The sequence below is a fragment of the Rosenbergiella collisarenosi genome (assembly GCF_018494085.1).
Taxonomy (GTDB): Bacteria; Pseudomonadota; Gammaproteobacteria; order Enterobacterales; family Enterobacteriaceae; genus Rosenbergiella; species Rosenbergiella collisarenosi.
Genome location: NZ_JABBFP010000010.1, coordinates 102,180 through 117,413, shown reverse-complemented (window position 1 = coordinate 117,413; position 15,234 = coordinate 102,180). Strand labels below are relative to the sequence as shown.

14 protein-coding genes and 1 pseudogene are annotated in these 15,234 nt (G+C 49.9%); 11 read left to right on the top strand and 4 right to left on the bottom strand.

Annotation, left to right across the window (positions count from 1 at the left end; translation table 11 throughout):
- The first annotated feature begins 583 nt into the window (after window positions 1–583).
- A complete protein-coding gene (locus HGT70_RS14170; RefSeq protein ID WP_214196267.1) occupies window positions 584–1,867 on the top strand; it encodes a histidine-type phosphatase in 1,284 nt (427 codons plus the stop codon).
- A 26-nt stretch (window positions 1,868–1,893) separates the two neighbouring features.
- Here the strand turns inward: HGT70_RS14170 and rluB are convergent, their stop codons facing one another.
- Window positions 1,894–2,934, bottom strand: a complete 1,041-nt coding sequence (gene rluB, locus HGT70_RS14165; RefSeq protein WP_214196266.1) for a 23S rRNA pseudouridine(2605) synthase RluB — start codon at window positions 2,932–2,934, stop codon at window positions 1,894–1,896.
- 272 nt (window positions 2,935–3,206) lie between these two features.
- Here rluB and HGT70_RS14160 point away from each other — a divergent pair, with 272 nt between their 5' ends.
- The gene (locus HGT70_RS14160; RefSeq protein ID WP_214196265.1) at window positions 3,207–3,674 is read left to right on the top strand and encodes a hypothetical protein; all 468 of its coding nucleotides are present in this window, start codon (window positions 3,207–3,209) and stop codon (window positions 3,672–3,674) included.
- A 33-nt stretch (window positions 3,675–3,707) separates the two neighbouring features.
- Here the strand turns inward: HGT70_RS14160 and HGT70_RS14155 are convergent, their stop codons facing one another.
- The gene (locus HGT70_RS14155; protein WP_214196264.1) at window positions 3,708–4,328 is read right to left on the bottom strand and encodes an L-threonylcarbamoyladenylate synthase; all 621 of its coding nucleotides are present in this window, start codon (window positions 4,326–4,328) and stop codon (window positions 3,708–3,710) included.
- Between the two features lie 9 nt (window positions 4,329–4,337).
- On the bottom strand, window positions 4,338–5,216 hold the full coding sequence (gene rnm / locus HGT70_RS14150) for an RNase RNM (RefSeq protein WP_214196263.1): 879 nt from the start codon (window positions 5,214–5,216) through the stop codon (window positions 4,338–4,340).
- 280 nt (window positions 5,217–5,496) lie between these two features.
- On the opposite strand from rnm, the gene HGT70_RS14145 reads away from it, so the two are divergent.
- The 6 genes and pseudogenes from HGT70_RS14145 to HGT70_RS14120 all read left to right on the top strand — a co-directional run bounded on the left by HGT70_RS14145 (window position 5,497) and on the right by HGT70_RS14120 (window position 12,469).
- A complete protein-coding gene (locus HGT70_RS14145; RefSeq protein WP_071429999.1) occupies window positions 5,497–7,053 on the top strand; it encodes an anthranilate synthase component 1 in 1,557 nt (518 codons plus the stop codon).
- Window positions 7,053–8,642, top strand: a pseudogene (gene trpD, locus HGT70_RS14140) (bifunctional anthranilate synthase glutamate amidotransferase component TrpG/anthranilate phosphoribosyltransferase TrpD). Before HGT70_RS14145 ends, trpD begins: the two are co-directional and overlap by 1 nt.
- Before the next feature lies 1 nt (window position 8,643).
- On the top strand, window positions 8,644–10,017 hold the full coding sequence (trpCF, locus tag HGT70_RS14135) for a bifunctional indole-3-glycerol-phosphate synthase TrpC/phosphoribosylanthranilate isomerase TrpF (protein WP_214196262.1): 1,374 nt from the start codon (window positions 8,644–8,646) through the stop codon (window positions 10,015–10,017).
- 19 nt (window positions 10,018–10,036) lie between these two features.
- Window positions 10,037–11,230, top strand: coding sequence for a tryptophan synthase subunit beta (gene trpB, locus HGT70_RS14130; RefSeq protein ID WP_214196271.1), 1,194 nt, complete (start codon window positions 10,037–10,039; stop codon window positions 11,228–11,230).
- Window positions 11,230–12,045: a tryptophan synthase subunit alpha gene (trpA, locus tag HGT70_RS14125; RefSeq protein ID WP_071429990.1), complete on the top strand. Its 816-nt coding sequence runs from the start codon at window positions 11,230–11,232 to the stop codon at window positions 12,043–12,045. Before trpB ends, trpA begins: the two co-directional genes overlap by 1 nt.
- 109 nt (window positions 12,046–12,154) lie before the next feature.
- A complete protein-coding gene (locus HGT70_RS14120; RefSeq protein WP_071429988.1) occupies window positions 12,155–12,469 on the top strand; it encodes a BON domain-containing protein in 315 nt (104 codons plus the stop codon).
- Window positions 12,470–12,513: 44 nt separating this feature from the next.
- Here the strand turns inward: HGT70_RS14120 and ompW are convergent, their stop codons facing one another.
- Window positions 12,514–13,146 (bottom strand): outer membrane protein OmpW, encoded by a 633-nt coding sequence (ompW, locus tag HGT70_RS14115; RefSeq protein ID WP_214196261.1) that lies wholly within the window; start codon window positions 13,144–13,146, stop codon window positions 12,514–12,516.
- A gap of 305 nt (window positions 13,147–13,451) precedes the next feature.
- Here ompW and HGT70_RS14110 point away from each other — a divergent pair, with 305 nt between their 5' ends.
- The 3 genes from HGT70_RS14110 to yciA are packed head-to-tail and all read left to right on the top strand — an operon-like array spanning window position 13,452 to window position 15,220.
- Complete coding sequence (locus HGT70_RS14110; RefSeq protein WP_071429985.1) at window positions 13,452–14,186, top strand: YciC family protein; 735 nt, start codon at window positions 13,452–13,454, stop codon at window positions 14,184–14,186.
- A gap of 42 nt (window positions 14,187–14,228) precedes the next feature.
- Window positions 14,229–14,765 (top strand): septation protein A, encoded by a 537-nt coding sequence (locus tag HGT70_RS14105; protein WP_071429983.1) that lies wholly within the window; start codon window positions 14,229–14,231, stop codon window positions 14,763–14,765.
- 38 nt (window positions 14,766–14,803) lie between these two features.
- Window positions 14,804–15,220: an acyl-CoA thioester hydrolase YciA gene (gene yciA / locus HGT70_RS14100; protein ID WP_214196260.1), complete on the top strand. Its 417-nt coding sequence runs from the start codon at window positions 14,804–14,806 to the stop codon at window positions 15,218–15,220.
- The last annotated feature ends 14 nt before the right edge of the window (window positions 15,221–15,234 follow it).

Below are 15,234 nucleotides of genomic sequence, written 5' to 3'. Positions count from 1 at the left end.
TAAACACGATCCGATAGCGATTTTTATTCATCCTTGAATCCTCAATAGAACCAATTAAGCGTAAAGCCCAGCGTTACGCGGTCTTGCATAAAGCCTTGAAGACCTACAACAGCCACCTCGAAATCGAAGATAAGCTAAACGATAGACAGCGTGATTCCCTTACGTGTCTGAACCTATAACCAGTAACCGGATATGGAGAGTGATACAGCCATCACCCTAGCAACAGCTGATAACATAAATACAGCGCTAGTTAGCGAACTTATGAGCTTTTACACGATTTTTTGCGTTAGATCACAACAATAGATGGGGGAGTTAATGGTAGATATAACAGTTTATAGATACGTTACCCGCTTAAAATATAGGCTTAATGGCGTGGGAATTAGATGATCAGTCAGTAGAAGCAATGGATATCATTAATCAGCCTACTTTTATGATAAAATCCCAGTGTTCAACTTAATCGCCACGTGGTATTGGAAGTTCGTAAATATCAAACCTCTTATTTCCCAGAGGCGACACTCCTGAAATAATCGCCCTATACCACACTCGCCTACATCGAAACATAGAAGAATAAAAAGGTTAACGAATGCGATGTCTACGACGCAATACAACCCTCGCAGCATGGTGTCTTCCCTTACTGTTTTCTGTAGCACAGAGCGAGGCTCATTCACGCTACATCTTAGATAAGGTCGTTGTGGTGGCCCGCCATGGCGTACGCTCCCCCACGGATGATCGTCAGTATGCCTCACTTACTGGTCAACAGTGGCCTCGTTGGAACGTCCCGGCGGGGAATCTGACTGGACACGGCTATGCCGGGATGGTCCAACAGGGCCATTATTGGCGGCAGCAATGGCAGCGTCTCGGGCTAGTCCTCCCACTCACTAATAGCTGTCCAACCTCAAGCGTGATTAGCCTATGGGCTGCACCGGATCAACGTACGCAAGCGACTGGCGATGCGTTACTCGATGGGTTATTTCCCGGTTGTGGGCTAACCGCGGAACATAGCTCCGCGAACGAAGATCCGCTTTTCGATACCGTGAAAATGGGGATCGCACACCCCAATCGTGAACGGGTACTAGCTCAAATCCACAGGCGTATCGACGATAATTCGCCGCTTTCGCTGCACTATCGCGCGGCGATCGGCGATTTTCGGAAGGCCTTATGCGCCCCATCTTCTTCAAGTTGTGCTTTTTTAGACGCGCCATGGCAGCTTTCGATTACCGATAACGGTCAGGTTAAACTTTCCGGCCCGCTTTCCCATGCAGCCTCAATGGCAGAGAGTGTCCGTCTCGCCTATAGCGATAATCGCCCGCTCTCAGAGGTCGCCTTTGGTAACGCCCCCGATGCTCAGGCTGTCGCCGCGCTGATGGTTCTGCACGCGGCGAAGTATGATTTGGTCAGTGACACGCCGGAATACGCGAAACATGGCGGCTCGTTACTCATGACTCAGATCGTTAACGCTCTGAGCGATGCGCCGGATCGCTATGCCCCTCGACTGAAAAAATCTCTTGTGATCTTCGTCGGCCACGATACGAATATCGCCCAGCTGCAGACGATGCTAGGCTTTGACTGGCAATTGGCGGAGTATCCACGTAACGATATCCCGCCGGGCGGCAGCTTGGAATTTTTACGTTTTCGCGATAGTCAAACCGGGGAGGCGTTTATCCAACTACGTTTTGTGGCGAGGAGTTTAGATCAGTGGCGAGCGCTAACGCCCTTATCCACCAAGCATCCCATGTTTGCCGCACAGTATGGAAAAGCAGGATGTTTTAGTGATGAGGGAAAATCCCTGTGTCCGCTTCCCCGATTTATTGCGCGAGCGAAACAAGAGATGGTCAGTGATGGGGCAACGATGCCGCTCTATCGGTAATAAAAAAGGCCCTAACGGGCCTTTTTTTACTTGGCTTGCTGACGCTTAGAGCTTGGTCTTGGCTTACCCTGAGTACTAGGACGCTGCTTACCTTGCGTACCTGGTCGCGACTTACCTTGGGTGCTTGGCCGTGACTTACTTCGCGTGCCTGGCCGCGTCTTGCCCTGAGTTGAAGGGGCACCACTATTGCTCGTTTCTTCGCCACGAGTTTCTTGACGGCGAGTATTGCCTGAGACTTGGTTGTGGCGTTTAACTGCGCGTCGAATTTGGTTCGCTTTCGCCCGACGACGGTCTTTCTCGACCGGTAACTTGGATACTGTCTCTTCCTTCATGCCCACCAGCTCTCGCAGGTAGTTGACAGCGGTAAGATCCATTTCGGTATAGCCACCCCGTGGAAGGCCTTTAGGAAGATGGATATCGCCGTAGCGAACGCGCATTAAGCGGCTAACTTGTACCCCAACGGCTTCCCATAACCGACGAACTTCACGGTTACGGCCTTCAGTTAAAGTCACGTTATACCACTGGTTGATCCCTTCGCCGCCGCCAAACTTCAGGGTCTTGAACGCAGCGGGACCATCCTCAAGTTGGACGCCAAGGCTTAGCTGACGAATTTTATCATCATCGACTTGTCCGAATACGCGTACGGCATATTCACGTTCCACTTCGCGACTTGGATGCATCAGTCGGTTCGCGAGTTCACCATCAGTGGTAAACAACAATAAACCACAGGTATTCACATCGAGGCGGCCCACGGCTATCCAGCGCGCACCGTGCAATTTAGGTAATCGGTCGAAGACGGTAGGACGTCCTTCGGGGTCGTTACGCGTACAGAGCTCGCCCTCTGGCTTATAATAGGCTAATACTCGGCACACTTCGCTTTCCGTCGCCAGCACTGCCACCTGGCGGCCATCGATACGGATTTTTAATGCATTTGAGGGTTCAACTCTATCCCCGAGGGTAGCAATTTTCCCATCGACACTGACACGCCCTGCCGCAATCATCGTCTCGATTTCACGACGCGACCCATGACCTGCCCGCGCTAAAACTTTTTGTAGCTTCTCACTCATACACTGCCTCGCTGTCGCCTTCCCAGGCATCAGTTTATAAAATCGTTTAAAATCAATAACTTAAGTTATTTGTTACTGCCATTATACAGGATGCCAAATCGGATGTAACCCCTTTTATCGTGTCACCCTGTGGTTTTTTGTATGGTGCTCGTTGCTTCGCTATACTGCTCCCATCTACAAATTTTATTACTATTTTTGCGTCAAATCTGTCGCACTTTCGCCAGTGTGGCCGACGCGACTCTATACTAAAACTTTATAAAGGATCTCATATCATGCGCATGACGCTTCGCTCCCTGCCGCTAATCTTGATTAGCTCCCTATTGCTCACGGATATCAGTTATGCGAGTTCCCCACAGTCCGTGGATCAGCGGATCGACTTCTTAATGGGGGCAAATAGCCACACTCGTTACCACCAATTCTTCGGCCGTTTTCAACGCGCCGTCACTAATCGTGATGCACAACAAGTCGCCACAATGTTGGACTACCCATTGACGGCTCAGGTGGCAGGTAGAGATAAGATCCTACTCAATTCGCAACAGTTTCTCGCCGTCTATGACAAAATATTCACGCCGAGCCTACGAGAAGTGGTACGCAAGCAGCGTTATAGCGATCTTTTCGCTAACAGTGATGGCGTAATGATTGGCGAGCACGGTGAGATCTGGTTCAGTGGGATTTGTCACCAGACATCATGTACGAGATACACCATTAAAATCATCCGCATCAACGGTAACTCGCGTTAGTGAAAAGTGGGCAATAGCCATTGCCCGACTTTTTTACTCAAACGGACGGGTATCACCAGCGCCATGACGGACGATAACTGGCGTTCCCTCAGACAGGTCAACAACCGTAGTCGGGTGCTGGCCGATAGTGCCGCCATTTAAGATTAAATCGACATGATGATCGAGACGATCTTGGATCTCTTCAGGATCGGATTCCGCAAAGTCGTTACCTGGAAGGATCAGCGTCGTGGACATCAACGGTTCGCCTAGGGCTTCCAATAATGCTTGAGCAACCGGATGAGAAGTCACGCGCAGACCTATGGTTTTACGTTTCTCATTCATCAAGCGACGCGGCACTTCTTTCGTTGCTTTCAATAAAAACGTGTAACTGCCTGGCGTATTATTTTTAAGCAAGCGAAAAGCGATATTATCGACCTGTGCATAAGTGGATAGCTCAGATAAGTCGCGACACATTAGGGTAAAATGATGGCGACCATCTAATTGTCTTAAACGGATGATTCGTTCCACCGCCGCTTTATCTTCCAGTTTACAACCAATCGCATATCCTGAGTCGGTTGGGAAAACGATCACAGAACCTTTATTGATAAGATCGACGGCTTGTTTGACTAAGCGTGGCTGCGGATTTTCTGGGTGGATATAGAATAATTGGCTCATCGTTATCTCCTACCCCCTATCTGGGGCAGCTAAGGCTGGAAATTTTTCCCATACGGGAACTACATCTTTGGGTAACCACAGTTTACGCCCTAACTCGATCCATGCACAGGGCTGATGAAAATCAGAGCCTTGCGATGCCGATAATCCGTAGTCGAGGGCGTAGCGGGCGAGCTGTTGTCGCTCATTAGGCGCCTGTTGACACTGAGCTACCTCCATGGCATCGCCGCCGACTTCCGCGAAATAGGCTAACAGGCGTTTCAACCATTTGGTTGAGAGCTGATAGCGTGCCGGGTGGGCCACCACCGCAGCCCCCCCCGCGAGATGGATCGCCTCGATAGCCGCAGGAATGCTACACCACTGCGCCGGAACATAACCCGTTTTACCGCGCGCAAGATAATTTTTAAATACCTGTGCCATCGTATCGGCTTTACCTAGACGAATAAGATAACGGGCAAAATGAGCCCGGGTGATCTGTCCATCTCCGGCTTCCTCGCGTGCCCCCGCGAGCGTATCGGCGATACCCGCTTTAGCGAGGCGTTCGGCGATCATCACTGCTCGGTCTTCACGTCGCTGAAATTGTTGGTGTAACAGTTCCTTCATCGCAGGATGATGCGGGTCAAAGCCTAATCCGACGATATGGATTTCATGGTTTTCCCACAGCGTTGAAATCTCAACCCCGCTCACCAGGGTGAGGTCGAGATTATGCGTATCGATAGCGGCTTGTGCGGTCGCAAGTGCGGCAGTCGTATCATGATCGGTGATCGCTAATACCGTTACCCCGCGCTCGCAGGCACGGAGCACCAAGTCTTGCGCACTGAGCACGCCATCTGAGGCTTGGCTATGGCTGTGTAAATCGTAGATTATCGGGCGTAGTGGTTCGGTCAACATTCACTCTCTTGTGTTTATTCAACATTTCACCCTAGATAAATAACTTTTAGTTAACCTAGAGTGTTGACAATCTCGCCATGAACTAGTTAACTAGTACACAAGCTCTCAGACAGGACAAATCTCATGTTGGTTAATACTCTAAAGCATTCACAGTGGTGGCGCGTCACTCTCCCATAATCGGGCGACGTTGTCATGCATCTAGCTAAAATAACCGCTATGCAGATTTCTAAGCCCGCCCACTCGGCGGGTTTTTTATTGGAAGAATAATAGAGATAATTCAATGACACTCAGCAAACTGAAACTCATCACCGTTGAAACGCCCTACTCGGCTGACCCGACTGCCCTATTCAACCAATTATGTGGCGCTCGCCCTTCTACACTATTACTCGAATCTGCAGATGTCAGCAGTAAAGACGATCTACAGAGCCTAATGATTGTCGACAGCGCCCTGCGTATTAGTGCGCTAGGAAATGTTGTTACCGTTCAGGCCATGAGCGCCAACGGCAAAAGTGTCCTTCCATTGCTGTGTGACAAGCTACCTTCTGCGGCGCAGACGACTATCGCTCCTGATCAGCTAATCATTACCTTTAGCAGCGCTTCGTCGCTGCAAGATGAAGATAGTCGGTTGAAGTCGGCCTCCGTGTTCGATGTTCTACGTCTTATCCCGACGCTTCTCGCACAGAGCGACCAGCAACGTCATGCACTGTTCTTAGGTGGGTTATTTGCCTACGACTTAGTGGCAGGATTTGAATCCCTTCCCCCGCTACAGCAGGATCAAGCCTGCCCAGATTATTGTTTCTATCTGGCTGAAACCCTGTTAGTGCTCGACCATCAAACGCAGCAAGCTCGACTGCAAGCAAGCCTATTCACCGATGATAGTGAAGAATTTCAGCGGCTACAGGCACGTCTACATCAGCTGCATCAGCAGATGCTTACCGCGCCAACTAAGGTATCCGCCCCGGCGCTGCCGACGATGCAGCTAACCTGTAGCCAAGATGATGAGACCTACTGTAATGTGGTTAAGGCGTTACAAGTCGCCATTCGCCAAGGGGATATTTTCCAAGTCGTCCCCTCACGTCGCTTCTCGTTACCGTGCCCGTCGCCGCTCGCCGCCTACGAAGTCTTGAAGAAGAGTAACCCCAGCCCCTATATGTTCTTCTTACAGGACCAAGAGTTCAGCCTGTTTGGTGCCTCACCAGAAAGCTCGCTGAAATACGATGCCCATAATCGCCAAATCGAGATCTATCCAATCGCCGGTACGCGCCCACGGGGCAGACACGCAGACGGATCGTTAAACCTCGATCTCGACAGCCGTATCGAATTGGATATGCGTAGTGATGAAAAAGAGATGTCTGAACATCTCATGTTAGTCGACTTAGCGCGTAACGACTTGGCGCGTATTTGTACGCCAGGCAGCCGCTATGTCGCAGACTTAACGAAAGTCGACCGCTACACCTTCGTAATGCACCTCGTTTCACGGGTGGTGGGACGCTTACGTGACGATTTAGACGTGTTACATGCTTATCGTGCCTGCATGAATATGGGCACCCTAAGCGGCGCACCGAAAGTCCGTGCGATGCAACTTATTGCCGAACATGAGAAGACGCGCCGAGGAAGCTACGGCGGAGCGGTGGGTTACTTTACGGGAACAGGTGATTTCGATACCTGTATCGTTATTCGCTCTGCGTATGTTGAAAAAGGTATCGCAACGGTTCAGGCCGGTGCGGGCGTCGTACTCGATTCTGACCCACAATCTGAAGCCGATGAGAGCCGTAACAAGGCACGTGCGGTTTTGAGAGCGATTGCAACGGCTCACCATTGCCAGGAGGCTTTCTAATGGCTGATATCCTGTTAGTCGATAATTTCGATTCCTTTACCTATAACTTAGTCGATCAGCTACGCACATTCGGACATAACGTCGTTATCTTCAGAAATAACGTTCCTGTCGAACAGCTCGTCTCGCAGGTCAATACTCTGCAACAGCCGATTGTCATGTTATCGCCCGGCCCAGGCGCCCCTAGTGAGGCGGGCTGTATGCCTGAATTGCTGAGACAGCTACGCGGTAAGGTTCCCATTATCGGGATCTGTCTTGGCCACCAAGCCATCGTCGAGAGTTACGGTGGGACTGTCGGCCAAGCCGGAGAGATATTACACGGTAAGGCGTCGGACATCGTTCATGATCAACAAGGGATGTTCGCGCACTTACCAAATCCCTTGTCTGTCGCGCGCTATCACTCCCTCGTCGGCAGTAATATTCCGTCGACGCTAACAGTGAATGCCCATTTCAATGGCATGGTAATGGCCGTCAGACATGATGCCGATCGCGTCTGTGGGTTTCAGTTCCATCCCGAATCGATTCTGACCACTCATGGTGCAAAATTACTGGAAGAAACGCTCGCTTGGGCGTTACAACACTAAGGGACTCTCATGAAAGCATTACTTGAACGCCTCTACCAGGGGCAAAGCATTAGCCAGACTGAGAGTGAACAGCTCTTCTCGGCAGTGGTGAAAGGTGAGGTCGACGCGGTCAGTCTGGCTGGACTACTCATTGCGATGAAGGTCCGGGGCGAATCGCCACCCGAAATAGCGGGAGCGGCTACAGCCTTCCTCAATCATGCCTTACCCTTCCCTCGGCCCGAGACGCCTTTTGCAGATATCGTCGGAACGGGCGGCGATGGCTCGAACAGCATTAATATCTCGACCGCTAGTGCCTTTGTCGCAGCCGCTTGTGGCTATAAGGTTGCCAAGCACGGTAATCGTAGCGTATCGAGCAAATCTGGGTCATCCGACCTGCTCGCGGCCTTCGGCATCAATCTGGATATGCCGCCCGCCGCTGCTCGCCAAGCGCTGGATGACCTTAACCTCTGCTTTCTCTTCGCGCCGCATTATCACAACGGTTTTCGCCACGCGATGCCGGTACGTAAGCAACTAGGGACTCGAACTCTGTTCAACGTATTGGGCCCTTTAATTAATCCCGCTCGACCGCCCCTGGCATTGATCGGGGTTTATAGCCCCGAATTAGTGCAGCCGATAGCCGAAACGTTACGCGTGCTCGGCTATCAACGCGCAGCCGTCGTTCACGGTGGAGGGATGGACGAAATCGCCATCCATACCACTACCGAGGTAGCTGAGCTGAGGGATAACGAAATCACTCGCTATCAAATAAGCCCTGAAGATTTCGGTTTTACCCCACATCCTATCGAAAGCCTACGTGGAGGTACCCCGGAAGAAAATCGTGACATTTTAACGCAATTACTTCAGGGTAATGGCGAAGAAGCGCACGAGCAGGCAATCGCGATGAACGTTGCAATGCTAATGAAACTCTTTGGACAAGAAAACCTACGCGAGAATGCGCTGAAGGCGCTTGACGTTCTTCGCAGTGGTGCTGCCTATCAATGTGTTACCGCTTTAGCCGCAAGAGGATAATATGCAGGGTACTGTACTTCAGAAAATCGTTGATGATAAAAAAGTCTGGGTTGATGCTCGCAAACAAAGCCAACCTCTAGCGACATTCCAAGCGGACGTTGCGCCTAGCGACCGCTCTTTTTATGAAGCGCTACGCCAACATAACCCCGCTTTTATCTTAGAGTGTAAAAAGGCTTCTCCCTCGAAAGGGTTGATCCGTGACGTTTTCGATCCATCGGCGATTGCGGCGGTGTATCGTGACTACGCCTCCGCGATCTCGGTGCTAACCGATGAAAAATATTTTCAAGGCGATTTCGCCTTTTTGCCTATTGTTCGCCAAGCGGTCCACCAGCCGGTGCTCTGTAAAGACTTTATGATCGACGCCTACCAGATTTGGCTCGCGCGTTACTACCAAGCGGACGCTATTCTGCTGATGCTCTCTGTCCTTGATGATGAACAGTATCGCCATCTCGCCGCAGTTGCCGAAGATCTCAACATGGGGATTTTGACTGAAGTGAGTAATCAAGAAGAACTCACGCGCGCGATTGCTCTGCACGCCTCAGTGATAGGCATCAATAACCGTGACCTGCGCGATCTATCCGTCGATACCGATAAAACGCGTCAGCTTGCCAGCCAAGTTCCTGAAGGAACCCTGGTCATTAGCGAGTCAGGTATTCAGCGTTATGAGCAAATTAATAACTTGAGCCAATATGCACACGGATTTTTGGTCGGCTCATCGCTAATGTCCGAGGACGATCTACGTTTTGCGGTAAAGCGGTTACTGTCTGGTGAGAATAAAGTCTGTGGGTTAACTCGCTCAGAAGACGCGCAACAGGCCTACAAAGCTGGCGCGATATATGGCGGATTGATCTTCGTTGAAGAGTCTCCTCGCTATGTTTCAGACCAACAGGCTCGAGCGATTATTGAGAGCGCACCATTGCACTATGTAGGCGTGTTCCGCGATATCGAAGTGGGCGAGATCATGCTAAAAGTAGAGGCCTTGGGATTATCTGCGGTACAGCTACATGGAAGCGAAGACCCTTCATATGTACGTCGCCTACGCGACCTGTTACCCGAAAGCTGCCAAATATGGAAAGCATTTAAGATCGAGGGTCACCTCCCTGACCGAGGCTGGATCGGTGTCGACCGTTATGTTTTCGATAATGGTCACGGTGGAAGCGGTCAGACGTTCGACTGGTCGATCCTCGCAGATCAACCACTTGATGATGTGATCCTAGCAGGTGGCCTGTCTGCTGAGAATATCGCGCAGGCAATCACGCTGGGCTGTGCCGGGGTTGATATTAATTCAGGCGTTGAGACCTCCCCGGGTGTTAAAGATGCCGAAAAGCTCCAGCGTGTTTTTACCACGATTAATCGCTATGCAACCCACGCTTAATAATTAGACATGGATACTGATAATGACCCTATTAAATCCTTATTTCGGTGAGTACGGTGGACAATACGTTCCACAAATTTTGATGCCTGCCCTAGCTCAGTTAGAAGAGGCTTTCGTCAGTGCGCAGCGCGACCCTGAATTCCAACAACAATTCACACAATTGCTTAAAGATTATGCTGGTCGTCCAACGGCATTGACGCTCTGCCAGAACTTGACCGCTGGTACAAAAACTCGCCTTTATCTTAAGCGTGAAGATCTGCTACACGGTGGCGCGCATAAAACCAATCAGGTTCTGGGTCAGGCTCTCTTGGCAAAGCGCATGGGTAAAAATGAGATCATCGCGGAAACGGGCGCCGGGCAACACGGCGTCGCCTCTGCCCTCGCCTGTGCGTTACTGGGAATGAAATGCCGTATTTATATGGGCGCGAAAGATGTTGAGCGACAATCTCCCAACGTCTTTCGTATGCGCTTAATGGGTGCAGAAGTTATTCCCGTACACAGCGGTTCGGCAACCTTGAAAGATGCCTGTAATGAAGCGCTACGCGACTGGTCTGGTAGCTACGAGACGGCTCACTATATGCTCGGCACAGCGGCGGGTCCTCATCCATTTCCAACCATTGTTCGCGAGTTTCAGCGCATGATCGGTGAAGAAACCCGTGAGCAGATCCTCGAAAAAGAAGGCCGCCTACCGGACGCACTTATCGCCTGTGTCGGCGGAGGCTCAAATGCCATCGGTATGTTTGCCGATTTCATCGATACCCCCGATGTTCAGTTAATCGGCGTTGAGCCTGCGGGCCACGGTATTGAGAGTGGCGAGCATGGCGCGCCACTCAAACATGGTCGCACCGGCATCTATTTCGGTATGAAAGCCCCGATGATGCAGACAGACGAAGGGCAAATTGAAGAGTCGTATTCTATCTCTGCGGGACTCGACTTTCCCTCCGTCGGCCCGCAGCATGCCTATCTTAATAGCATCGGACGCGCCGATTACGTGTCGATTACCGACGACGAGGCACTGGATGCCTTCAAAGCCCTGTGTAAGGCCGAAGGGATTATTCCCGCTTTGGAATCCTCTCACGCCCTCGCCCACGCAATTAAACTTGCCAAGTCCGCACCAGACAAAGAACAGCTATTAGTCGTAAATCTATCGGGCCGGGGGGATAAAGATATTTTTACCGTCCACGACATCCTTCAACAGCGGGGAGAAATTTAATGGATCGCTATGCACACCTTTTCACCCGTTTAGCTGAGCAGCAACAAGGAGCCTTCGTTCCCTTCGTCACGCTCGGCGATCCGACGCCAGAACTCTCTCTCGCCATTATCGATGCCTTAGTCGCAGGTGGTGCCGATGCATTGGAGCTTGGGATCCCGTTCTCCGATCCTCTGGCGGATGGCCCTACTATACAGGCGGCAACGCTACGCGCCTTTGCTGGAGGGATCACGACACAGAAATGCTTCGAGATCCTCGCTCAGGTTCGTCAGAAGTATCCCGAATTACCCATCGGACTTCTGATGTACGCCAACCTTGTCTTTAGTCAGGGAGTGGATGAGTTCTATCAGCGTTGTGCACAAGCTGGGGTCGATTCAGTCCTCATTGCAGACGTTCCGATCGAGGAGTCGTTACCCTTCCGTCAAGCCGCATCTCGACACGGTATTGCACCGATATTTATCTGTCCACCGAATGCCGACGATGCGTTGATTGAGGCGATTGGCCAATGGGGACAAGGCTATACTTACTTGTTATCACGCGCTGGCGTGACGGGGGCAGAGAATCGAGCCACGACATCGCTCGCTCACCTTGTGACTAAATTACAAGCACACGGTGCACCGCCGGCGATCCAAGGGTTCGGTATCTCTCAACCCGAGCAGGTTCAGGCCGCCATTGCCTCTGGCGCTGCGGGTGCCATTGCCGGTTCCGCTACCGTCAAAATAATCGAGCAATATGCTAATCAGCCCCAACAACTGATGGAAGCGTTAAAGACCTTTGTCGCTAACCTCAAAGAAGCCACGAAAACGCGGGTTGAGTGACGAAGGATAAGATTTCGCAGAGTAAAATTAGTAGTTTTCCAGTTATTAGGCTAAATTTGAGCTGATCGACTGATCACTATCCAATCTAGATTCAACAGGGAGGCATCGAATGAAGTTTGCAAAAATAGTGACAACAGGCTTATTAACGGCAGTTCTTGGTTTAACGCTGGCGGGCTGTGCGCCAACGCCGAAACATGAAGGAACCGGCGGTTATATTGATGACACCGTCGTGACGACCAAAGTGAAAGCGAAGCTACTCGGTGAGAAAAACTTACGCTCTGCAGAAATTAATGTCGAAACCTTCAAAGGACGCGTTCAGTTGAGTGGATTTGTCAGCTCAGCACAAGCGGCTCAACAAGCCGTCAACGTTACACGCACCGTACCTGGTGTACGTTCCGTTGTGAATGGTATGCAGATTAAATAAGCCAAACTAAAAAAGGCCGTTAAGACGGCCTTTTTTATACAACGTTAGAAACGATAGCCAGCACCTAAGAAAAACACCACCGGATTAATTTTAGTATCAATGGATTGTGATTCCCCCGCCGCCTTGAAGCGAACTTTAGATTTGATATCCATGTACCAGACTGAGGCATTCAGCATCCAGTTATCGGTTAACTGATAATCCATCCCCGCTTGTGCCGCATAACCCCATGAATCTTTGGCGTGTAAATCTGAAAGGCCCGCTTGGCGGCCGGTATCGTTAAATTTACTATCAAAGAAGGTCGTGTAGTTAATCCCTGCCCCGACATAGGGTTGAAATTTCGAAGAGTTATCGAGGAAATAATATTGCGCCATCAACGTCGGGGGTAATTGATGCACCGTAGCGATATTACCCGTTGAGCGCAAACCTACTTTATGACGAAAAGGGGTAGCTGCGAGCAGTTCGACACCAATATGATCAGTCGCCATGTAAGTAAAGGTGAGTCCCAATTGGGTATTATTACTCACATGAAACGATCCTAGGCCCAATACGTTATCAGAGTTACCGGTTGGACGAACGAGAGCCGCACCGCCACGAATGAAGAAGTCTCCGGCTTGGTGGGCAGATACCACTGCTGGCAAAAGCAGTGCCATCGCTAATAAACTCTTACGCACTATCATAAAAACTCCTGAACTTATCAATAAAAAATGACGAAAAGTAAACACCTATAATTATTGTGCCTATTCTTGCGCGTTTATCGACAGAATTCATGCGAATAATGAGTCATTTAATCTATATAAAACAAAGTCTTGATCGAGATCAATTTTTGCTATATTGGTTAAATTTATTTGGAAAGAAGCTTTCTAGCTATTACCGAAATGACTGAATAATGCAGTCTAGTAGAAAGTTATGTAAGTCCTATGCCAGTTCCGTCTGTAAACATGTACAATCAGCGCAAGTTTTCCCTATACATCAAGGAGTTTTCATGTCCCTCACGGCCAATCCTTTATACCGTGACGCTGCTCAGCAATTTAAGCAGCATATTAAGCCGTTACTATTAATCGCACTGCTATCTGCTTTTGTTACGGTGTTGCTACTTAAGACATTCCTCCCTTCCACCGATCCTTTAAGCGAGTTTCTGCAAAACGGCGAAAGCACCAATTCGCTGTTTGCGATGCTGAGGGACATGAGTGATGACCAGCGTGACGTGTTGATGCATATCTCGGCCGTGATGACGTTCTCCGCCCTGATTGGTAACACCTTATTGGTAGGAGGCGTTCTAAAGTACCTGTCAGCAACCTCGCAAAACCTCCCTACCAGCGCTGTCCGGGCAATTGGCGCAAGCGCTCCGGTATGGCCGCGGTTACTCATTCAAACCTTCCTGCTTACCACCATCGTACAATTAGGGTTCTATGTTTTAGTTGTACCAGGAATTATTTTGATGGTGCTGTTTTCACTTTCGCCTGTCTTACTTCTTGAAAAAGACCGCGGATTGCTCAAAACCATGAAGCAGAGTGTTCCTCTAGTCTGGAAGAATATTCGCCTCATCGCTCCTGCCGTTATTGCTTGGTTTGTCGTCAGAATAGCGTTGACGTTTATATTTGGTACCTTCGGGCTTATGCCAAGTAGTATTATTCTCTTAGTCAGCAACGTACTCGCGCACCTTACCTCAGCACTATTACTGGTTTACCTTTATCGCGCCGCGGCACAGATCCGTTAATTACCGTGCAGCCTACTCGCTAGGCTGCCCTAGGATAGAAAGATGAAACAATTGCTCGATTTTTTACCCTTAGTCGCCTTTTATATTTGCTATAAACTTTACGATATCTTCGTCGCATCGGGAGCCTTAATTGTTGCCTCCGCACTGGCGTTGATTGCGACTTGGTTTATCTATCGTAAAATTGAAAAGATGACCTGGATAACCTTCATTCTGGTGACGCTATTCGGTTCGTTAACGCTGATTTTTCATAATAACGAATTCATAAAATGGAAGGTCTCTGCCATCTATGGCATTTTCGCGCTAGCGCTCCTTTACAGCCAGTTTTTTATGAATAAGCCAATCATTCAGTCGATGTTAGGTAAAGAGCTTCAACTCCCCGACTCCCTATGGCGTAAACTCACCTACGCATGGGTAGTCTTTTTCCTGTTCTGTGGCCTGCTAAATATCTATGTAGCCTTCTGGCTACCTGAGTCCGTTTGGGTTAACTTTAAGATGTTCGGCCTGACCATTATGACTGTTGTCTTCACCTTGGTGAATGGCCTGTTTATCTGGCGCTATATGCCGCAGACCCCTAAATAAATATCTAAAATAAAAATTAAATATTGTGGAGCAATGTCATGACAGAGATTACCAGAAGCCCGCAGGGCGAAATGGTCCTGCGTACACTCGCAATGCCTGCCGATACCAATGCAAACGGTGATATCTTCGGTGGCTGGGTGATGTCACAAATGGACATGGGCGGTGCAATACTCGCGAAAGAGATCGCTGAAGGGCGAGTGGTGACCGTTCGCGTCGATGGGATGACTTTCTTGAAGCCTGTTGCCGTCGGCGATGTAGTGAGTTGCTACGCGAGTTGCATCAAGACAGGAAATAGTTCGATCACTATCAATGTGGAAGTTTGGATAAAAAAAGTTTCCTCCGAACCTATCGGTCAACGTTACTGTACCACTGAGGCGGTCTTTATTTACGTTGCGGTAGACGAGTCTGGCAAGCCGCGTTCGCTACCCGAGCAGACGCAAGGGTTAGCCAATTAAGACTTGCCGTAATA